17 protein-coding genes are annotated in these 15987 nt (G+C 61.6%); 2 read left to right on the forward strand and 15 right to left on the reverse strand.

Annotation, left to right across the window (positions count from 1 at the left end):
• Window position 1: 1 nt before the first annotated feature.
• The 10 genes from CAL26_RS01380 to CAL26_RS01425 form a co-directional block, all read right to left on the reverse strand.
• Window positions 2–400, reverse strand: a complete 399-nt coding sequence (locus tag CAL26_RS01380; protein WP_094845153.1) for a hypothetical protein — start codon at window positions 398–400, stop codon at window positions 2–4.
• A gap of 12 nt (window positions 401–412) precedes the next feature.
• Window positions 413–1120, reverse strand: coding sequence for a StbB family protein (gene stbB / locus CAL26_RS01385; protein WP_094845154.1), 708 nt, complete (start codon window positions 1118–1120; stop codon window positions 413–415).
• A 12-nt stretch (window positions 1121–1132) separates the two neighbouring features.
• Entirely contained in the window at window positions 1133–1573 is a 441-nt protein-coding gene (locus CAL26_RS01390; RefSeq protein WP_094845155.1) for a hypothetical protein, read from the reverse strand.
• Window positions 1574–2300: 727 nt separating this feature from the next.
• Window positions 2301–3347 carry a helix-turn-helix domain-containing protein gene (locus tag CAL26_RS01395; protein ID WP_094845156.1) on the reverse strand — a complete coding sequence of 349 codons (1047 nt, stop codon included), beginning with the start codon at window positions 3345–3347 and terminating at the stop codon, window positions 2301–2303.
• 69 nt (window positions 3348–3416) lie between these two features.
• Window positions 3417–3689: a hypothetical protein gene (locus tag CAL26_RS01400; protein WP_094845157.1), complete on the reverse strand. Its 273-nt coding sequence runs from the start codon at window positions 3687–3689 to the stop codon at window positions 3417–3419.
• Window positions 3690–3709: 20 nt separating this feature from the next.
• On the reverse strand, window positions 3710–4738 hold the full coding sequence (gene virB11, locus CAL26_RS01405; RefSeq protein ID WP_256987860.1) for a P-type DNA transfer ATPase VirB11: 1029 nt from the start codon (window positions 4736–4738) through the stop codon (window positions 3710–3712).
• 76 nt (window positions 4739–4814) lie between these two features.
• Window positions 4815–5978, reverse strand: coding sequence for a type IV secretion system protein VirB10 (gene virB10, locus CAL26_RS01410; protein ID WP_094845158.1), 1164 nt, complete (start codon window positions 5976–5978; stop codon window positions 4815–4817).
• Complete coding sequence (locus tag CAL26_RS01415) at window positions 5975–6862, reverse strand: TrbG/VirB9 family P-type conjugative transfer protein (RefSeq protein ID WP_094845159.1); 888 nt, start codon at window positions 6860–6862, stop codon at window positions 5975–5977. Before CAL26_RS01415 ends, virB10 begins: the two co-directional genes overlap by 4 nt.
• Entirely contained in the window at window positions 6859–7434 is a 576-nt protein-coding gene (locus CAL26_RS01420; protein WP_094845160.1) for a hypothetical protein, read from the reverse strand. Before CAL26_RS01420 ends, CAL26_RS01415 begins: the two co-directional genes overlap by 4 nt.
• Before the next feature lie 5 nt (window positions 7435–7439).
• Window positions 7440–8120 (reverse strand): virB8 family protein, encoded by a 681-nt coding sequence (locus CAL26_RS01425; protein ID WP_094845161.1) that lies wholly within the window; start codon window positions 8118–8120, stop codon window positions 7440–7442.
• 561 nt (window positions 8121–8681) lie between these two features.
• Here CAL26_RS01425 and CAL26_RS01430 point away from each other — a divergent pair.
• Complete coding sequence (locus CAL26_RS01430; RefSeq protein WP_094845162.1) at window positions 8682–9527, forward strand: hypothetical protein; 846 nt, start codon at window positions 8682–8684, stop codon at window positions 9525–9527.
• Between the two features lie 177 nt (window positions 9528–9704).
• Window positions 9705–10688 (forward strand): DUF3644 domain-containing protein, encoded by a 984-nt coding sequence (locus tag CAL26_RS01435; RefSeq protein WP_094845163.1) that lies wholly within the window; start codon window positions 9705–9707, stop codon window positions 10686–10688.
• A 494-nt stretch (window positions 10689–11182) separates the two neighbouring features.
• Here the strand turns inward: CAL26_RS01435 and CAL26_RS01440 are convergent, their stop codons facing one another.
• From CAL26_RS01440 to CAL26_RS01460, 5 genes are read right to left on the reverse strand one after another with little or no spacing between them, the layout of a single operon-like run.
• Window positions 11183–12073, reverse strand: a complete 891-nt coding sequence (locus tag CAL26_RS01440) for a type IV secretion system protein (RefSeq protein ID WP_094845164.1) — start codon at window positions 12071–12073, stop codon at window positions 11183–11185.
• Window positions 12073–12822: a type IV secretion system protein gene (locus CAL26_RS01445; protein WP_094845165.1), complete on the reverse strand. Its 750-nt coding sequence runs from the start codon at window positions 12820–12822 to the stop codon at window positions 12073–12075. Before CAL26_RS01445 ends, CAL26_RS01440 begins: the two co-directional genes overlap by 1 nt.
• A gap of 1 nt (window position 12823) precedes the next feature.
• Window positions 12824–15238, reverse strand: coding sequence for a VirB4 family type IV secretion/conjugal transfer ATPase (locus CAL26_RS01450; RefSeq protein WP_094845166.1), 2415 nt, complete (start codon window positions 15236–15238; stop codon window positions 12824–12826).
• A gap of 41 nt (window positions 15239–15279) precedes the next feature.
• Window positions 15280–15672, reverse strand: coding sequence for a type IV secretion system protein VirB3 (locus tag CAL26_RS01455; RefSeq protein ID WP_094845167.1), 393 nt, complete (start codon window positions 15670–15672; stop codon window positions 15280–15282).
• Window positions 15669–15953, reverse strand: coding sequence for a hypothetical protein (locus CAL26_RS01460; RefSeq protein ID WP_143277334.1), 285 nt, complete (start codon window positions 15951–15953; stop codon window positions 15669–15671). Before CAL26_RS01460 ends, CAL26_RS01455 begins: the two co-directional genes overlap by 4 nt.
• Window positions 15954–15987 lie beyond the last annotated feature (34 nt).

Consider the following 15987-nt stretch of genomic DNA (forward strand, 5'->3'; position numbering starts at 1 on the left):
GTCAGTGGGGTAAGAGCGCCAGGATGGCCAGGAGGGCGCCCAGCAGGGCGCCGAGGAAGGCGCTGCCGGCGCACAGGCTGGCCGTGAGCCACGCATTGCGCAGGAATCCGCTCGATATCGCGTGGGCGGTCTTGCGCAGATCGCGGTCGGCGGCGGCGATGGTGCGGGCGGAGTCCAGCAAAGCACGGCTCGCCTGCTCAGAGACCTGCAGGCTGGCTGCTGAAGCGGCCTGGCGAAGCGCGCTGGGCAGGCTCTGGCATGTTTGCGCGACCAGTTCCAGGCGCGCCGTGACCGCTTCGCCACGTTCAGTGGCCTGCGCGCAGCTTTCCAGCATTTCGCGGTACAGCAACTCCAGCTTGCTGCGGGGCGGGGGAAGTTCGGCCTTCAACTCGGGCGGCATGGACGGCGGCCTCTACACGAAGAGGGCGTCGAAGGCGCGGTCCAGCTGCCGGTCCACGGGCCTTGCCAGCGACTGGAGCGCGTGCAGGTCACTGAGCCGGGAGATGAGTGCGGTGTCACTTCGGTCCGCCTCGCGCAACTGCTGTCGGTAGTCGTTACCGTCGGCCAGCACGTCCTTGATGGTCGTGCGCCTGTTGGCCAGCAGGTCGAAAACCTCGTTCTCGAAGACGACGGCCTCGGGATTGGCCATGAAGCCGCCGGCCTGTCTGGCGTAGCCGAACATCGCTGCGAATTCGTCGAACACGTCGCTGTCGACCCGGTTGAAGACCAGCCGGACCCGCTCCGGCGCCACGCCGATGGCGGTCAGCGCCTGGACGGTCTTGATCGTTTCCCGTTGCGCCTTGCCGGTGGACACTACAGGCAGGACGTAGAAATCAATTTCGTGGTGCGCCTGGTCATACTTCACCAGCTCGGCCAGGAAGTCCTCAATGTTGGAGGCACCCACGTCGACGATGGCGGCGCTGGCCATGAGGAGCTTGCGGAACAGGCGGCCGAATTGCTCGCCGCGCAGCTGCTCCACGGTCAGGCCCAGGTCGGCCGCGCTTTCGTTGGTCGATTCGACCGCGATGATTTGCGCGTCGGGGATCCTGGGTGCGAGCAGGTGGCTGGCGATGACGGTCTTTCCGACCGAGCCGGAGTAGTTCAGGACTGCGACTTTCATGACGGATTGCTCCTATTTCCGCCGGCCGAGTTCGGCCAGCGCGTTTAGATCAGGGATGGTGTCGGCATCGCGCAGCCTGGCCAGATCGGCTTTGCTGGAGACGTGGGGCATGGGATGCGAATGCGACCGAGGCGGTGCCGGGCTATACGGCGGGACGGACGGCGCAGCCGCGGCGGCGCGGGCCAAGGCAACCGGTCCAGGCATGGACGCCGCGCCGGCATTGCGGCGACGCCAACGGTAAAGCGCTTTACGAAGCGATTCAGGTGCCAGGGGAAGACCAGCGTCAGTCAACTGGTGTGCCATGGCGGCGTAGGAGACGCCTTGGGCGGACAAGGTGTCGATGGCAGGCATCAGGGCGCGCAGCTGGGCGCGCCGCTGCGTCTTGCCGAGATCGCGGAGGCGCTTCTCGATGTCGCCGAGCGTAGGGAGTGGGGGATCAGGCGTCGTGTTCATGGTTTCCGCATGACGAAATGCCCGGTCTTGCCGGGCTGCTGACGGGGTTGATGGAGGGGGAGCCGCGCCCGCTTGCGGGCGTGGGGGAACCCTTGCGGTTCCCCAGGGGGTCGGAAGCGCGGCCGCCCCAGGGCGGCCGGCCAGGGGGGCAGCATGCCCCCGCGCTTGGGGGGCTACCTCTCCACCGCCCGACGGCGTTCGACGCCGGCGGGAAGGGGGACCGTTGCTATCCCGGCGGGACAGGGTGAGGGCGCCCGCGTTCGGGGGAACGACGCGGGTATGCGCCAGCAATCCAGACCGGTCTGCGGCGGCTGATGGCCGATCCACGGCGAGGACGCCGCGGCTTGAGGGGCACGGCGGGGCGCAAGCCCCGATCGTGCCGGGGGCTGCGTTTCCCCCGCCCGACGGCGCACCGCGCCGGAGGGAAGGGGGACTTTAGCTATGGGTTCCAGGCCGACGCCGCAGGCGGCGGGGCGCAGGGAGCGCAGCGACCGGAGGGTAGGCGGATCGGTCGTCGATTTTCGGCGGATGTCTCGCGCGCGACCCTCTCTCAAGCCCTTTAACCCTATAAAAACCTATAGGGTCCCGTTTTCGGGCCAAGTGGCAAGCCGTTTTCGGGCCAGGCGATTGGAAAAAACGGGCTGGGCTCAGAAGAAAACCGGGCTAGGCCCGATTTCGGGACAGGCCCAGAATTGGGCCGGGCGTCGAACCAGGGTGTGGATAACCGTCAGTCCGGTGGCAAATCGGCCGCGCGCAGCACGCGCGCCCGGAAATTCGGGGCGGGTTCATCGGGCTTCTGGTGCAGTCCCAGCGAACGTCCCTTGGCCACGATCCCTCTCCAACTGCCGTGCCAGGGAGTGCAGCCCTGCCTGGCCTCGCCGCGTTCCCGGAATACCCATAATCGCCAGGACTCGAACCAGTCAGCCGAGAAACCGTCCTGGCCGGACTTGGTGCGCCAATAGGCGCTGAACGTCGCGGCAATGGCGTCGATCTTCTCGTCGCTCCAATGCGGCCGCTCGCGCTGCGTCCAGGCGCGCCAGTGGTCGGGAAGCGTCCAACCCTTCGGCAGTCGCGTGCCGCCCGCGCCGGCGGCCACGCTCGGCGACGCTCGCGGCGGGTGTCGGGGCGGATGCCGGGGGTGTGCCAGTCCTGCCGCCCGGGAAGTGCCGGTCTCGTTCGTCCTGACTGCGGATATGCTGGACGATGTGACCTGATTGGCGCCGGCTGGTCCGGCGACTACCGCGACGGGCGTATGCCCCACGGTCGAATACTCTGGCGTATCGGAGGTTTCGGCGGATTCTTCGCCGCTCGCCACGGGGCTGGCCGGGGGCGTAGGCCGAGACGCCGGCGAGCTTTCCGTCGCGCCGGCGGGCCGGCCACCGGTATCGGCGTCGTCGTGTTCGTCGTCCTCGGCCAGGTCGAGGCCACTCTCGTTCGCGTGGCTCTGCAGGTGGCTGCCGGCATAGCTGGGCGCCGTCCCGAAATCGATAGTGGGCACAGCATTCGGGCATAGTCGGTAGACGACGCAGCTTCGGTTGCCGCCGGCACGCATGCCTGTGTCCACAATTGCGCCCAACTCGCGCAGCCGGCCGAGCGCGTCAATGACCGTTTTGCGGTTCAGGTGGGTGACCTTGGCCAGGTACTCGATCGACGCGAAGGCTGTCCAGTCGGAGGCGTCATAGCGCACCAGGTGCGCCAGGCTCATCAGGACGGTCTTGGACGAGGATTTCTGGACATCTGCCCGTGTGGCCCACTTGGATGCGTCAACGCTCATAGCGTCCCTCGTATGGAATTCTTTTACCGGGTAAACGGCGTTGCCGAACGGCCCGGCAGGGCCGGCCGGTCACGAAGCAATCTCCTCGATGACTTCGGCGATGGAGCGACGTTCCCGCAGCGGCAGGCCGTGTGCCTCGTAGAACTCGCGGCGCGCGATGAGCCACGCCTTGTAGGGCCAGCGGCGCCGCTCGCCCCAGGGATATGCCGCCTGGATGGCTAGGTGCGTCGTCTGCGGCGACTCGCCGGCGGCTTGGCAGCGTTCGTAGACCTGCTGCATGATCTTGTAAGCGTCGCTCACGCGCGTATTGCGCGTCCGGTAGCGTTGGGCGCTAGAGCTCATGGGTGGGCTCCACATCGGTGTCAGGCGAGCAATGCGCGCCCCGGGTTGAAATAGACTTCGACCAGCTTGTAGTGGGCGAAGTAGAGCGAGATGTCCAGCGTGCTGTACAGGAATCGACGGATCGTATCGATGTCGATCTGGTTGCCCGCGGTGGACTGCTTGACCAGCAACGCGACCCGATCGAAGGTGTCGCGTGCGCTGTTGGCATGCGTGGTGGTCACTGAGCCCGGGTGGCCGGTATTGAGCGCCGTGAGGTATTCCCAGGCTTCCGAACCTCGCAGTTCGGAAAGGAAGATGCGATCGGGCGAGCTACGCATGCAGGCCGCGATGCAATCGGTCGGCGAGATCTGGCCTTCGTCGGCCCCGTAAATCATGTGCACGCGGTTCGGATGGCGCGGCAGGAAGAGCTCGTGCACATCCTCGATGGTGATGATGCGTTCGTGCGTAGGCACGCATTCGATCAGGCTGCGGGCGAACGTCGTCTTGCCCGATCCGGTCTTGCCGCCGATGATCACGTTGCGGCAATAAAGAACCGCCTTTTCCAGGAAGGCGCGAGCGTTGCGGCTATTTTTCAGTTCCAGCAGTTCTCGGTCCTGGTCGCTCAACGCCGTGGCGTTCTCAAACGGGCCGCTCACGTCCTTCCAGTCCTGGAACGCGCCCTCGGCATCGAGCTCGTCCAGCGTCTTCACTAGTGAACTGTGCTTGCGGATGTTCAGCGACAAGCTGCCGTCGAGAACGGCGGGTCGCTTCGCCACCTGGGCGCGCTCGCCGTCCGGAAGCTTCAGCGACATGATGGGTGTGAAGTTCTTCTGGTTGAAGCTCGCCATCGCATCGGTGAGCGCCTTCAGGTAGTCGAGGGTCAGTTCAGGCGCGTCGTGCTGATACCAGGCTCCTCTGCGCCTGGCGAAGAGCACACCCGGGCGTGGCACCGAGATCTCGCGGACCTCGTCATCTTCCATGTAGGCGGCGATTGGCCGCATCATCTGGCGTACCACCAGGGCGCGACCGGATTCTCGCGCCTCCTCTGGCGTCATGGGGATATCGTTCATGGTTTGAATGTGCAGAAAAAGGAACTGAATGGCCACGGACCGTATGGTCTGCATGTCGCAATGGCCGATTGGGCGCCTACGGCTGGACCGCGCGCAGCTGATACACCGAGCTGAAATCCAGATCGCGCGCGACGAAGATGCCGACGCGACCCGCCTGGTTTCGGTACAGGGTCGGCGGGATGTTGATCGAGTTGTCCAGCACGGTCGTCACGGCGTTCTTGGCGGCATCGTCCGTGCTGTCGAAGCGAATCGATCCGCTGTCGCTGTTGCCGCGCGAACTGGCCCAGGTGCCGAAGTCGCTGATGAGGCTGACCATGATCGCTCCGCCGAAGCGCTCGGCGAAATGGGTGTCGATGTACCCATCCAGGCCGGCCTCGCCAAGCGGGCCGGTACCTGGCGACGCCAGGTTGATGATGGCGCCGTCGGGGGTTTCCAGTCGAGACCAGACGACGCCAATACGGGGCTGCCCGTGCGCGAGCACGCTCTGTTGGTAGCCGACGAAGAACGTGCCGGGGTCAATCAAGGCGACACGGCCATTGGTAGAACGAACCTCATGTGTCGCGTAGCAACTGATCATGCCGGCCTGAGCACTGACCAGTCTAGTTTGCATGGCGCAGTCGATCATGGTGCCCTGCGTGAGTAGGAAATCGCGATTACCGAGACGGGACGCTCGGACGCCGGCGAGCTTTAGTGGTTGGAGTTTGTCGACCATCGGACCGCTATCGCTCTGTTGCGCACGCGCGGCAGAAGGGGGGCCGGCAGCGTCGCTCTTTTCCACCTTCGGGCCCTGCAGGCCACTTGTAAGGCGCCGTTTCGTGACATCGTCGATCTGCGGCATGCTGACTACCGCGAGTGACGCGCCACCTTTAGGATTCGACGTGGCTGCAGCCGGCGCCGGCACCGTCTCTGGGGGCTTGTCTTCCGGTGGCGGTGGCGCTTGCGGCTTGGGCAACGACAGTTTCAGGCCCGGCAGCAAGTTCTCGATTCTTCCTTTTGGGGCGATATCAGGTGCGGAGGCACCCTCGCCGCCGCGCGTGGCCATGGCCCGCCAGGTCACGACGCCCAGCAACATGGTCGCTGCGACGAAAAGAAGCAGCATGAATGCCTTAGCACCCGGCGCGATGGGGCGCGCCGACCCCTCCAAGTCTGGACGACCACGACCCTCGACCTGTTCGGCCTCGATGGCGGCGACCGCATCAATGGGCGCGCCCTTGGATTTGCTTCGCTTCAACCATTTCATTGGCCAGGCTCCTCACGGATAATCCGCTCCACCGCGGGAGAGATCGTGCGGGTGGGCAGGCTGCGGGCCGGTATGGGCGAATCGTTGTGGATTGCGAGGACCTGGTTGCCCAGGCGCAGATGCCATAGCGCCGCGGTTCGGTGCACGACGATGGTATGTTCATCGGCCATGTGCCGGTTCGGGATGACTTCCTGACCATCGGCGTCGACGAAATACACCACCGGTAGATCTTGGCCCGGTGCGAAGCGCAACCACGTCTGCGCGCCATCGTCCCAGGCATTGACCGGCGCGATCGACGTATCGCCGTTCATTGTGTAGCTCTGCCAATTGATCGCCCCATCAGTCCTGGCCAGCGCATGCTCGACGAGTGCCTTGTCCTCGCGTCTCTTGTCCTTGGCCTGCTCGTCGTCCGGATAGCGCAGCACCAGGCGGAAAACGCCCTGCGGACTTGGCCTCTTCTCGAATTTCTTGCCGGACCTGCTTTCGGCCTTGTTGTCGCTGGACTTATCAGCGTCGCCCTGCGGCGTCACATACCGCAAGGAGAATGAATAACTGCGCTGGTCGGTGATATAGAGCAGGTTCGTGTCCGCCTGCTCCACGATCGGTTTGAGCAGCAGGTGGTTCCCGATCTGCTGGAATGCGTAGGCGGCCCCGTCGCCGAAGGCATGGGTGACGTAGTGTTCGTCCTTGGACAGTTCGATCTGCGTCGCCACGCCCAGCGCCGTGTCTACTTCGATGACGTTGTCGGGGTCATAGTTCGCCCACCGGATGCGCGAGTCCTTGGGCGAGGCGTGGGGGTGATCGAGCGCCAGGGCAGGTTTCCACGCCGCACCCAGCGTTGCGGCGAGTATCGCCCCAACGATAAGCTTGACGGTGCGATTCATCGGTTGTGTTCCATGGCGTGTTCGGCAGCGTGGTGGTGCCCGCGCGCTAGTTGGTGTTCGTGTGCCTTTTCATGGCCGCGGACGACTTCTGTGACCAGGCCTACGCCGCCCACGGCCTTGAAGGGGTAGTTGATCGACAGCTGCTTATCGTTCTCAGTCGACTCGAACGCGCATACCAGCGATGCACGGCTATGCACGATTAGGTCGCCGGTCTCGCGGTCAAGCTGAATAACGCAGTTGGGCGTGGTGCCGACCACCTGGCCGTCGTACTGGTAGCCATCTTCCGGTTGCCGAATCTGTCTATCCTGCTCGGCATAGAGTTCTACAGGACGGCGAGTCTGGTTCGTCCGCATCTCGAAGTGACGCCCGATCCGCTCCGCTGCCAGGACGACCGTGGGCAGCCGCAGATCGGCGCGCTCATGAAGATGGTCTTTGCAAAGCTTGGCCGCGCCGTAGAGGTCGTGCCTGGCATACCGTTCGATGTCGCGAAGAATTTCCACGCGCTCCGCATTGGTCAGGCGATCGGCGGTTTCCAGGCGACGGGCGAGGGCATTGACTTGGTTTTTATCCATGGTGGTTACCTCACGGTTTCGATGTCGGTCGTGTAGCTCACGACTTGAAAGCCAAGGGGGTTGTCGCGTCCGACGCTTTCGGAGATCGGCGTATTGACGTAGTGATACGCAAGAGTCGCGATGAACTGCTTCGATTTGGACGGTGCGTTGTCACCCTCGATCGTCTGCGTGAAGCGCACCGTGGCGCTCTGCTTCGGCCCGAGGGTGATCGAGCGGACGTGGATGACGACGCGGGTGTGATTGCCATAGACCTTGTCCAGGCTGTCGTCGCCTTGGAATTTTTTGTAGTAGGCCTTCTGTACGCTCGGCGCGCTGAAGAGCCCACAACGGTCATAGGTGTTTTGGATCGTGTACCAGTCGTAGCTTTCGCAGGCGAGCACGTACTGGTGGAGAAAATAACGATCCATGCGATCGCCGTAGCTCTCCTTGGCGTCTCCCAGGCGGGTGATATGGTCGATTTCACCTTTGGCGTTGTCGACACGCACCGCGTACAGGATCGGGGGCGTTTTAAGGGGGAAGAGGGTAAGAACCGCGCCGGCGGAAAGTGCCGCAATGACGAGGCTCGCCGTGGCGACGCGCCAGGCAGTACGCCGGGAAGAAAGCAGCTCGGTGAGCAGGTCTCTCTCCGCACCTCGGGATCGTTCTAGTTCAGCGTCGAGAGACAGATCGGGATCGGCTTCAGACATTCACTTCTCCATCAGTCGCGAAGGGCGAAATGCCGAAACGTATGGACGACAAAAGGCGAGCCGCGACGAGCGCAGCCAAGATGGCGGCCTGCATGAGTTCTCCGGGAAAGACAGAAAGCGCCGGCAGAAGGGGCGCTATGGAAGAAAGAGGGGAAACGCGGCGGGTGCCGCGCTCGGAGGTAGGGGGAACGAAACTCGCCGCGCTAGGGCGGCGGGTCATTTTAGTGTTGTGGTGAGCGATCCATGGGTGAGATCATCCATCGACGATCACCAGGCTAAAACGACGACTTTCTATAAATCGTTGGCATAGAAGGAGTACGCTCATTTGGAATTGGCATGTCCTGTAACTGGGGATTTGGCGGTATAAACCGCATTTGACTTCCTATATTTCGGGAGCGTGCACGCCAAAGTGCAATTGTGGCCACAACCGACCGTTCGATCGCACAGTAAATCCGCGAGATAGGCGACGATCGCTACGCGCGCACAACGTTTTGATTTTGGGCATTTCAGAACCGGTTCCGTTGACCGCTTCAGTCCAACGCACATTGGCTACAGAACATAATGGACCGACAAGGATTCATCTACCTTGACATCGAGCACCCGGTGGTTGCCTGGAACACCTATCGGGGTGTCCTCATGTCGCGGGAACAGATAGGAGCGCGGCATGGGGCCGGCGTTGTATCGCTGCGCCTTGCGGGAATTTTTGACTCCGGCGATTTTCAGCGGCTGCAGTCGGAGCTTGCCATCGACGCAATCCGTGTGCGTGATTTCCCTAGCGCCGTCTCCCGGCTTTCCGGCATGTTCGTCTTTGACGAGGTCGAGAGTGCCCTTGCTGCCGAGCAAGCTGCTTGGGGCGGGCACATCAACTCGGAGTACTTGACGGACGTAGGGCTCACATATGGCACTGCGACTCGAGTCGATGCGAATTGGATTACACAGATGCTCGATGCCGACGCGAACCTTGTTCCTGGCTGGGAGCAGCTTGCCGCGAAGTACTGGGACGGAGAGGCCTGTGGCGCGACCCCAATCTGGGAGTTCTTGGTGGACGGAAGTGCGACTGTGTGGGGAACTCATATTCGCAATCAGGCGTATGAGGTTATCCAGTCGCGATATCCACAGGCTCTCGGCCTTCTCGAAGAAAGCCGAATAGCTGCGCTCCTGGGCTTTTCGCTCGGGCACATTTCCTCTTGGCTCACACGCAAAGGGGACCACGCCGAGCTAGCGTTCTACTTGGACAATACGGCGAATGGCGACCCGCGATACCGCGCTGCGGTCGAGCAGTATCTCAGGACTGCTCCGCCGGGTTCGGTAAACGCACACGCTCTTCTTGTTTCGTCCGGCGTGGCGAGGCTTCCTGACCTGAGCTCGTACTTCAAGGTGCTGCCTTTGAGTCCGGCGCAATTATAAGCGGGCTGCGCCGGCTCAGACTCCTCGGCGTTCGCCAGGCTGCGCGCCGAAGCGCGTTACCGGTTCATCAAGGTTACTGGAGGCAGTGGAGGTGTCTCGATATGGGCAACATCACGCTGCCGGACGCCGCGGGTGCGACGCGGATAATCGAGCTAACAGAAGTATGAGGAGGAAACCATGCGCCCACCGCTTCACCAGCGGTTCGTTGACAAAGCTCAGGCGGCCGTCACCGCTGCAGTTGAGGTGTACAACAAGCCGGCCTTCGCTTACCGGGAAGAGACGTTCGCAATCCTTGCGCTCAACGCGTGGGAGTTGCTCCTGAAGGCCAAGGTACTCAAAGACGCCGGCAATGCCGTCAAAGCGCTCCGGGTCTACGAGTCGCGGCCGACCAAGAGCGGGGCACTGTCGAAGAAGGTATATCTGAAGACGAACCGGGCCGGGTTGCCCATGTCTATATCGTTGGGTGCGTGCATTACCAAGCTCGAGGGTACAGCCGCAAAGCTTCCCGCGCCCGTACGGGCTAATTTGGATGCCCTACAAAGCATCCGCGACAACAGCGTGCATTTCGTGATGGCAAATACCACGCTAGCGCGGCAGACGCAGGAGTTAGCCGCGGCGAGCGTGAGCAACTTCGTGCTGCTGTCCAAGGCATGGTTCGCCAGAGACTTCTCGCGGATGCTGAACCTGGTGCTGCCACTGTCCTTTGTGGCACCCGCCCAAGAGGTAAAGGCGGTCGTAGTGTCAGCTGACGAGACGCGGCTCATAGAACATCTGAAGGATTTGGCACAGGAGGCTGCAGATAGCGACGGCGATTACTCTGTTGCCATCCGAATGCAGATCAAGCTAGAGAAGAGTGTTCTTGCTAATGCGTCCAAGGTGATGCTGACCAAGGACGACGACGCGGTGAAGGTCACGCTTTCGGAGCAGGACATCCGCGAGCGGTACCCGTGGGACTACGGCGAGCTGTGCAAGCGGCTCGGAACCCGTTATACGGATTTCAAGCAGAACCAGGAATTCCACGACATCCGACTCCTCCTGATGAAAGACGAGAAGTACACCAAGGCACGGTATTTGGACCCGGGCAATCCGAGGAGCTCGAAGAAGGACTTCTATAACGCCAACGTGCTGCAGATCTTCGATGAGCACTATAGGAAGAAGTAGACGACCGACCCGTGATGGCTGTTGGCCGGTCTGCTGGCTTCTGATCGAAGGAACGGTACGAGAGCGAGTGTTTCTGCGAGCGTTGATCTAGATGGGAGCGGGTAACTTGCGCAGAATCACCTTCTCTTACCGAGAAGGTTGGCCAGGTTCCTTTTCCGGGAGTCGTAGTCTTGATATTGCCGATCAGAGATAGCACCCATAGGGTGGCTCCCCAGCATGTAACCCATCAACCTGCACGGAAAAACTACGATCAAGTACCACAGCGGACGAATTATCCACATCCATGTTGCGCGCGCGAGGCTAACCCACTGGAGCGCTGATACCTTAGCGGATGCTGTTGTACTGGCTACTGAAGACACAGCGTCGCTTGATGGTAGAGAACTGCCGAGTGATTTGATCCGGTCCATAACCGTCCTTGCTATTCGCGCCGAGGGGCATTTACTTGGAGTAAGCGCATAACTGATAAAGCGACATCATTCTTGATGTGGAAGATCTTAACCGATGCGGCCTACAAACGGAACAGGAACTCCGCTTCCGCGCCCGCCGGTGATCGTGCCTACAAGCGAGGAAACTTGCGACAACATGAAGGTCGCTCCAGCTATGAATATGGTTATGGCGGTCAGCATCGAGAAAATGTTTATCTCTCCCGCGTCGGCGGTGGCAAGAAGGCCCTGCTGCAACATGCCGAACATTCCCATAATGATGCTGAATAGGACCATAAAAAGGGCGGCATAGAGAGCGTAGTACAGCCCTTGGCGCACCCAGTTCCAGAAGAAAATTTGGGTCTTCTCGAACAGCAGCGCCAGAATGCACGCTGGGCCTATCACCACAAGCAGCCCCATACCGGCTTTGACCATGACCAGGACGATAATGCCCACCGCGCTTAACAGCGCGGAGATAACAGTGACGATAACTGATACTAGTACGAACGCGAAGGCGCGTGCTGCGTCACTGACAAATGAGGGTGCTCTATCGTTTATCTTCGTGCTTATCTCAGCACCGTTGTTCGCTGCATCGTCCAACAGTTGCGATGGGGTAGACGGCTCGCTTGTGAAAACACTGGTCATCGCGGAAGGCAGGTCCAGCATGGTGCTGACGATCCGCGTCTGATACAGACCACCCGCTCCAGCAATCGACACGATGACCGCAATCTCAACGACTTTCCGCAGCGCAGTCATCGCAGGGATGGGAATGGCTCCGGTGGCAATCAACCATCCAAACCACACGAGGCTGATCGACAGGCACACGGTTACGAAAGGTAGTATGGCGGCCGTCACCGAGCTGACCATGGGAGTGACCACCTGTTCGAGCATGGAAGTCACCGAAGCATCCATCCAGCGCGCGATACTGCCCAGGCTTGTGAGTTGAACCGCGCCGATTGCCATTACTGCGCTCCGGGCAGCGGCGCGCGGATCGCGTCGATGCTGAAGGACTGCGCGGCGAGCTTCTGTGCTTGTTGTTCCATGAGCGCTTTTTCAGCCTGCAGTTGGCGGCTCAGGGCATCCGCCCGCATCTGGTCGGCCTGGATGTTGGCCTGTTCGACCAGGAGCCTAGCCTGTAGGTCCGAGATGGCTTTCGGATCGGTGGTCAGGTTGATCTGGGACTGAAGGTTGTCCAGCTGCTGCAGGCGCGCCGTCGTGCCCGACTGAGCCGATTCAAGCAGCGCCTTGGTACGCACGGCAAGATCCTCGGCGCGCTGATCCAGCGCCCGCCGGTCAACCATGTAGTTCCCGGACAGCCTCTCCTCGTTCATGATGCGCTGGGTGGAGCTTTCGAGGGAGCCGAGACTGTTGCTTCCCCGCCTCAAGATCGACTGCACATCGCTTGGCAGCGTGCTGCGGATGGAGGGATCGTTCAGAATCTCCCCGAGATTACGCGTGCCAGTGATTGCCGCATAACGCCGCTGGGCATTTTCGAGCTGGTCCTTGAGGACCGCAATTTGTTCGGTGTACTTCGCGATGTCCTCGATGTGATTGAGGGCGTTTTGCGCGAGATTCGCCGCGTCCACAGTGGGAATCCCGGTAGCCTGAGCGCGCAATGCTGCATTGGCCAGGAGAATCAGCATCATGGCTTGGGCGCAGCGCGCGCGCCAGGCAGAGAGGCGTTTGGGTCGGTAGTTCAGGGTGGCTTGCATTTCACGTTCTCCCCGCCTCTCGGGCGCGTTGAAGATATAGAGGTAGCCATTGGTCCGGCGCTGGACCACGTTCGGCCATAGCGGCTTCGGCCAGGGCCGCCATGTCGGTCGACCCGGAGAAGACCAATAAGGCTTCCGGGCAAAGGCTCAGATCAAGTTCCGCGGTGACAGTCGATTCGCCTTGTTTGACGATGAATTGCCGCGAGAACTCACCCAGTTCGCCCACCATGTTGAATTCGGCCGTGGTGAGCTTGAAACCGTCGATGTATTCGTCGGCCGTACCTTTGGGATTGGCCAGGTACAACGCGGTCGCCGATTGCTGGATGAGCGACCGTCCCACCGGATTGGCGAGAATCGCATCGGGTTCCTGGGTGGCGAAGATGAATACGCCATTGTCTTTCCGGATGGTGCGGCTCTCGTTCTGCATCATTTCCTGGAAGAACGGCACTTTCAGCGGATGCTGGACTTCGTCGAAGCAGTAGACGAAGCGCCGGCCGTCGATCATTTGCCGCGTGCGGTACAGCAGGTACGTAAGCGCGGCATCCCGGATCGCGCCTTGCTCCAGGAACTCTGTCAGATCAAAGCCGAACAGGTCGGTGTCGGACAGGTCCAGCTCGTCTCGCGCGTTATCGAAGACCCAGCCGTTCTCATGCCCTTGGCACCAGCGTTCCAGTTTGTCCCGCAGGCTGAGCCTGCCGTCCCGGCTGGGCGCGGCAGGCAGGAACTGCAGTAGCGTGGTCAGGCGTCGGTCTTTCATATCAATGAAGTCCACGAGCTTTTGCACGGCGCCGGCGATTTCCCGTTGCTCGGTGAGATTCGCGGCCTGTTCACCCTCGGCTGCGAGCTGCACGGTGAGCTTGCGCATGAAGGCGACGTTCCTCGCCGTGGGGGACAGCTGCAGGTAGTTCCAGCCGGTCGGCTGTCCCAGTTGCAGCGGAAAGTACTTGCCGCCCATCGCCATGATGGCGACCTGCAGCCCCCGGTCCTTGTCGAACACAGCGCCCGTATAGCCGAACTTGCGGGCCTGGGTGAGCAGATGACCCAGGAGGACCGTCTTGCCCGTGCCGGACTGTCCGATGATGGACGTGTTGCCTAGGCGCCGCTTTCCCGTTTCATCCGCGTCGACGAGCGACGCGTGGAAGTTCAGGTAGTAGGGTGTGCCGCCGGCAGTCTTGAGCATCGTGACCGCAGGCCCCCAGGGGTTGCCGCTCGGCTTGCCGAACAGGTAATTGTGCAGCGATGAGAACGACAGGAAGTTCTGCGAGGTGATGGTGGCAGGCCTGGGGCGCCAACGCCAATTCGCCGGCAACTGCGCATAGAAGGCCGCGATGAGCGCCCGATCCACCAGCCGCCCGATGATTTCGCGGTCGGCGAGCGTGTGGATCACGTCGGCAGCGTTGCGCAGTGTCTCTTCGCTGTCCTCTCCGTATACGGCCACAGTGGCGTGATGATCTCCCATCACGAAGGCGCCTGCGCGCAGTTGGTCGCGTGCCTTCTTCAGATCCGCGATTTGGGATTCAGAATAGTCCTTGGAATCCTCCAGCCATTTGATCTGCCGGGTCAAGGCGGCCAAGCCGTCGGACAGTGACAACGATCCGAAGGACTGGGTGAGCACGAACTCGAAGGGCAGTTTCATCAGCCGGTTCAGATGCCCCGGCTTCGTGGCATTGCAGTACTCGCGGATCTCGACCATGCAGAAGCGCCGCGACCAATTCGTGCCCCGTACTTCCGCCTGGTCTCCAGGGGAAGCGAAGAACGGACGCGCGGCAGGCAGGTAGCTGGACAGCTTAGCTTCGAGTGCCGGGACCGGTTCGGTCTTTCCGTTGAGGAGGAAGCCAAAGAATTCGGCTGGCTCGGAAAAGCGGCCCGTGTAGCGGGTGGCGTCGATCGGGCGCTCCGGGTCCGTCGTGTCACGCTCGACGATGGAAAGCAAATCCGGGCTGTAGCGACGCAGGGCGCTCCCGAGTTTCCGATTGATGTCGTCCAGCTGCTCGATGGCCTGCGCCTGCCAGGCATGCACATCCCTGGCCGTGCGTTTCTCAAAGCGCGACAGCATACGCAGCGCAGGGTCGACGTTCGCGCGAACGATCACCGTCAGGTACAGATCGTTGACCATGGGTGGTTTGCCGACGAAGGTGCGCCGGTATGCGGCATCGTGCGATTCGGAGAACGAGTCGGGATAGGCGCTTTCTGGGTATTCCTGTACGCGTCGACGCACGAGATGCGTCCACATGCCGAACCCGGCCGGAAAGCCTTTGATGATGTTGTTCAGTTCATCGAGCCAGGTGCACAGTTCGTGATCGGCGTAGCCTTCGAAGGTTCGTCCGCCAATTCGCCATACGGAAAGGTACTCCCAATTGCGGGTAACGATGATCGTTGGCGTGACATGGCGCGAATACGGTACGAGATCGCCCATGTCGCGCTCGTGCGCGGGTGCCTGAGGGGAGGTAGGAGCCTTCATCGGTATCTTTTGGACGCCCACCGCGCCCAAGGGCGTCGAGGGCTATAGGCAAGAGGAGAGTAGGAAACCGCGCCCCAATACCGCTTGTTCCGTGCGAGGAACTTGGTTTTGAGCCACAGTTCCCACGTCCAGAAGGCGCGATCGTCCTGCCGGCTGATGACGGCCATAATGGGGTAGAGGATGGGGAATAGCAGCCAGCCGTAGACGGTGAACATCGCTACGACGACGACCAGCATGACCAGGCCGACAAAGGCGCGTGTCGGTACGCCGCCTTTGATGGTCGCGACCCGCGTCGCTCCCTTGAAGAGAGGGTAGTGGTTGGGCGGGACGGAAGACGCCGCGACAAGGGGTTGCGACTCCCGACGGTCCTGGCTTGTCGGGCTCTTCATCCGAACACCACCTTGATGATGCCGCCGGCGACGGCGCCCGCGAAGATCACGCCGCCAACCCACTGGTACATGGTGTCTTTGCGGATGATGTCCATCGAGTAGAGCAGGCCGACGATACCGCCGGCGGACAGGCAGATGACGGGGATGATGATCCAGAGCCAGTCGTTGATGTTCTGTGCATCGCTGGTCGCTTTCTCCAGGCCCTGGGCTATCGCCTGAATAGGCACGCCGACAAGGAATGTTGAGATGATCATAAAGAAGGGGAGTGGCGAGAAAGGCATAAGAGAGACTCCATGAAGAAGCTGCCGAACGGTT

This window comes from Bordetella genomosp. 9, from assembly GCF_002261425.1.
In the GTDB taxonomy this organism is placed as follows: domain Bacteria; phylum Pseudomonadota; class Gammaproteobacteria; order Burkholderiales; family Burkholderiaceae_B; genus Bordetella_C.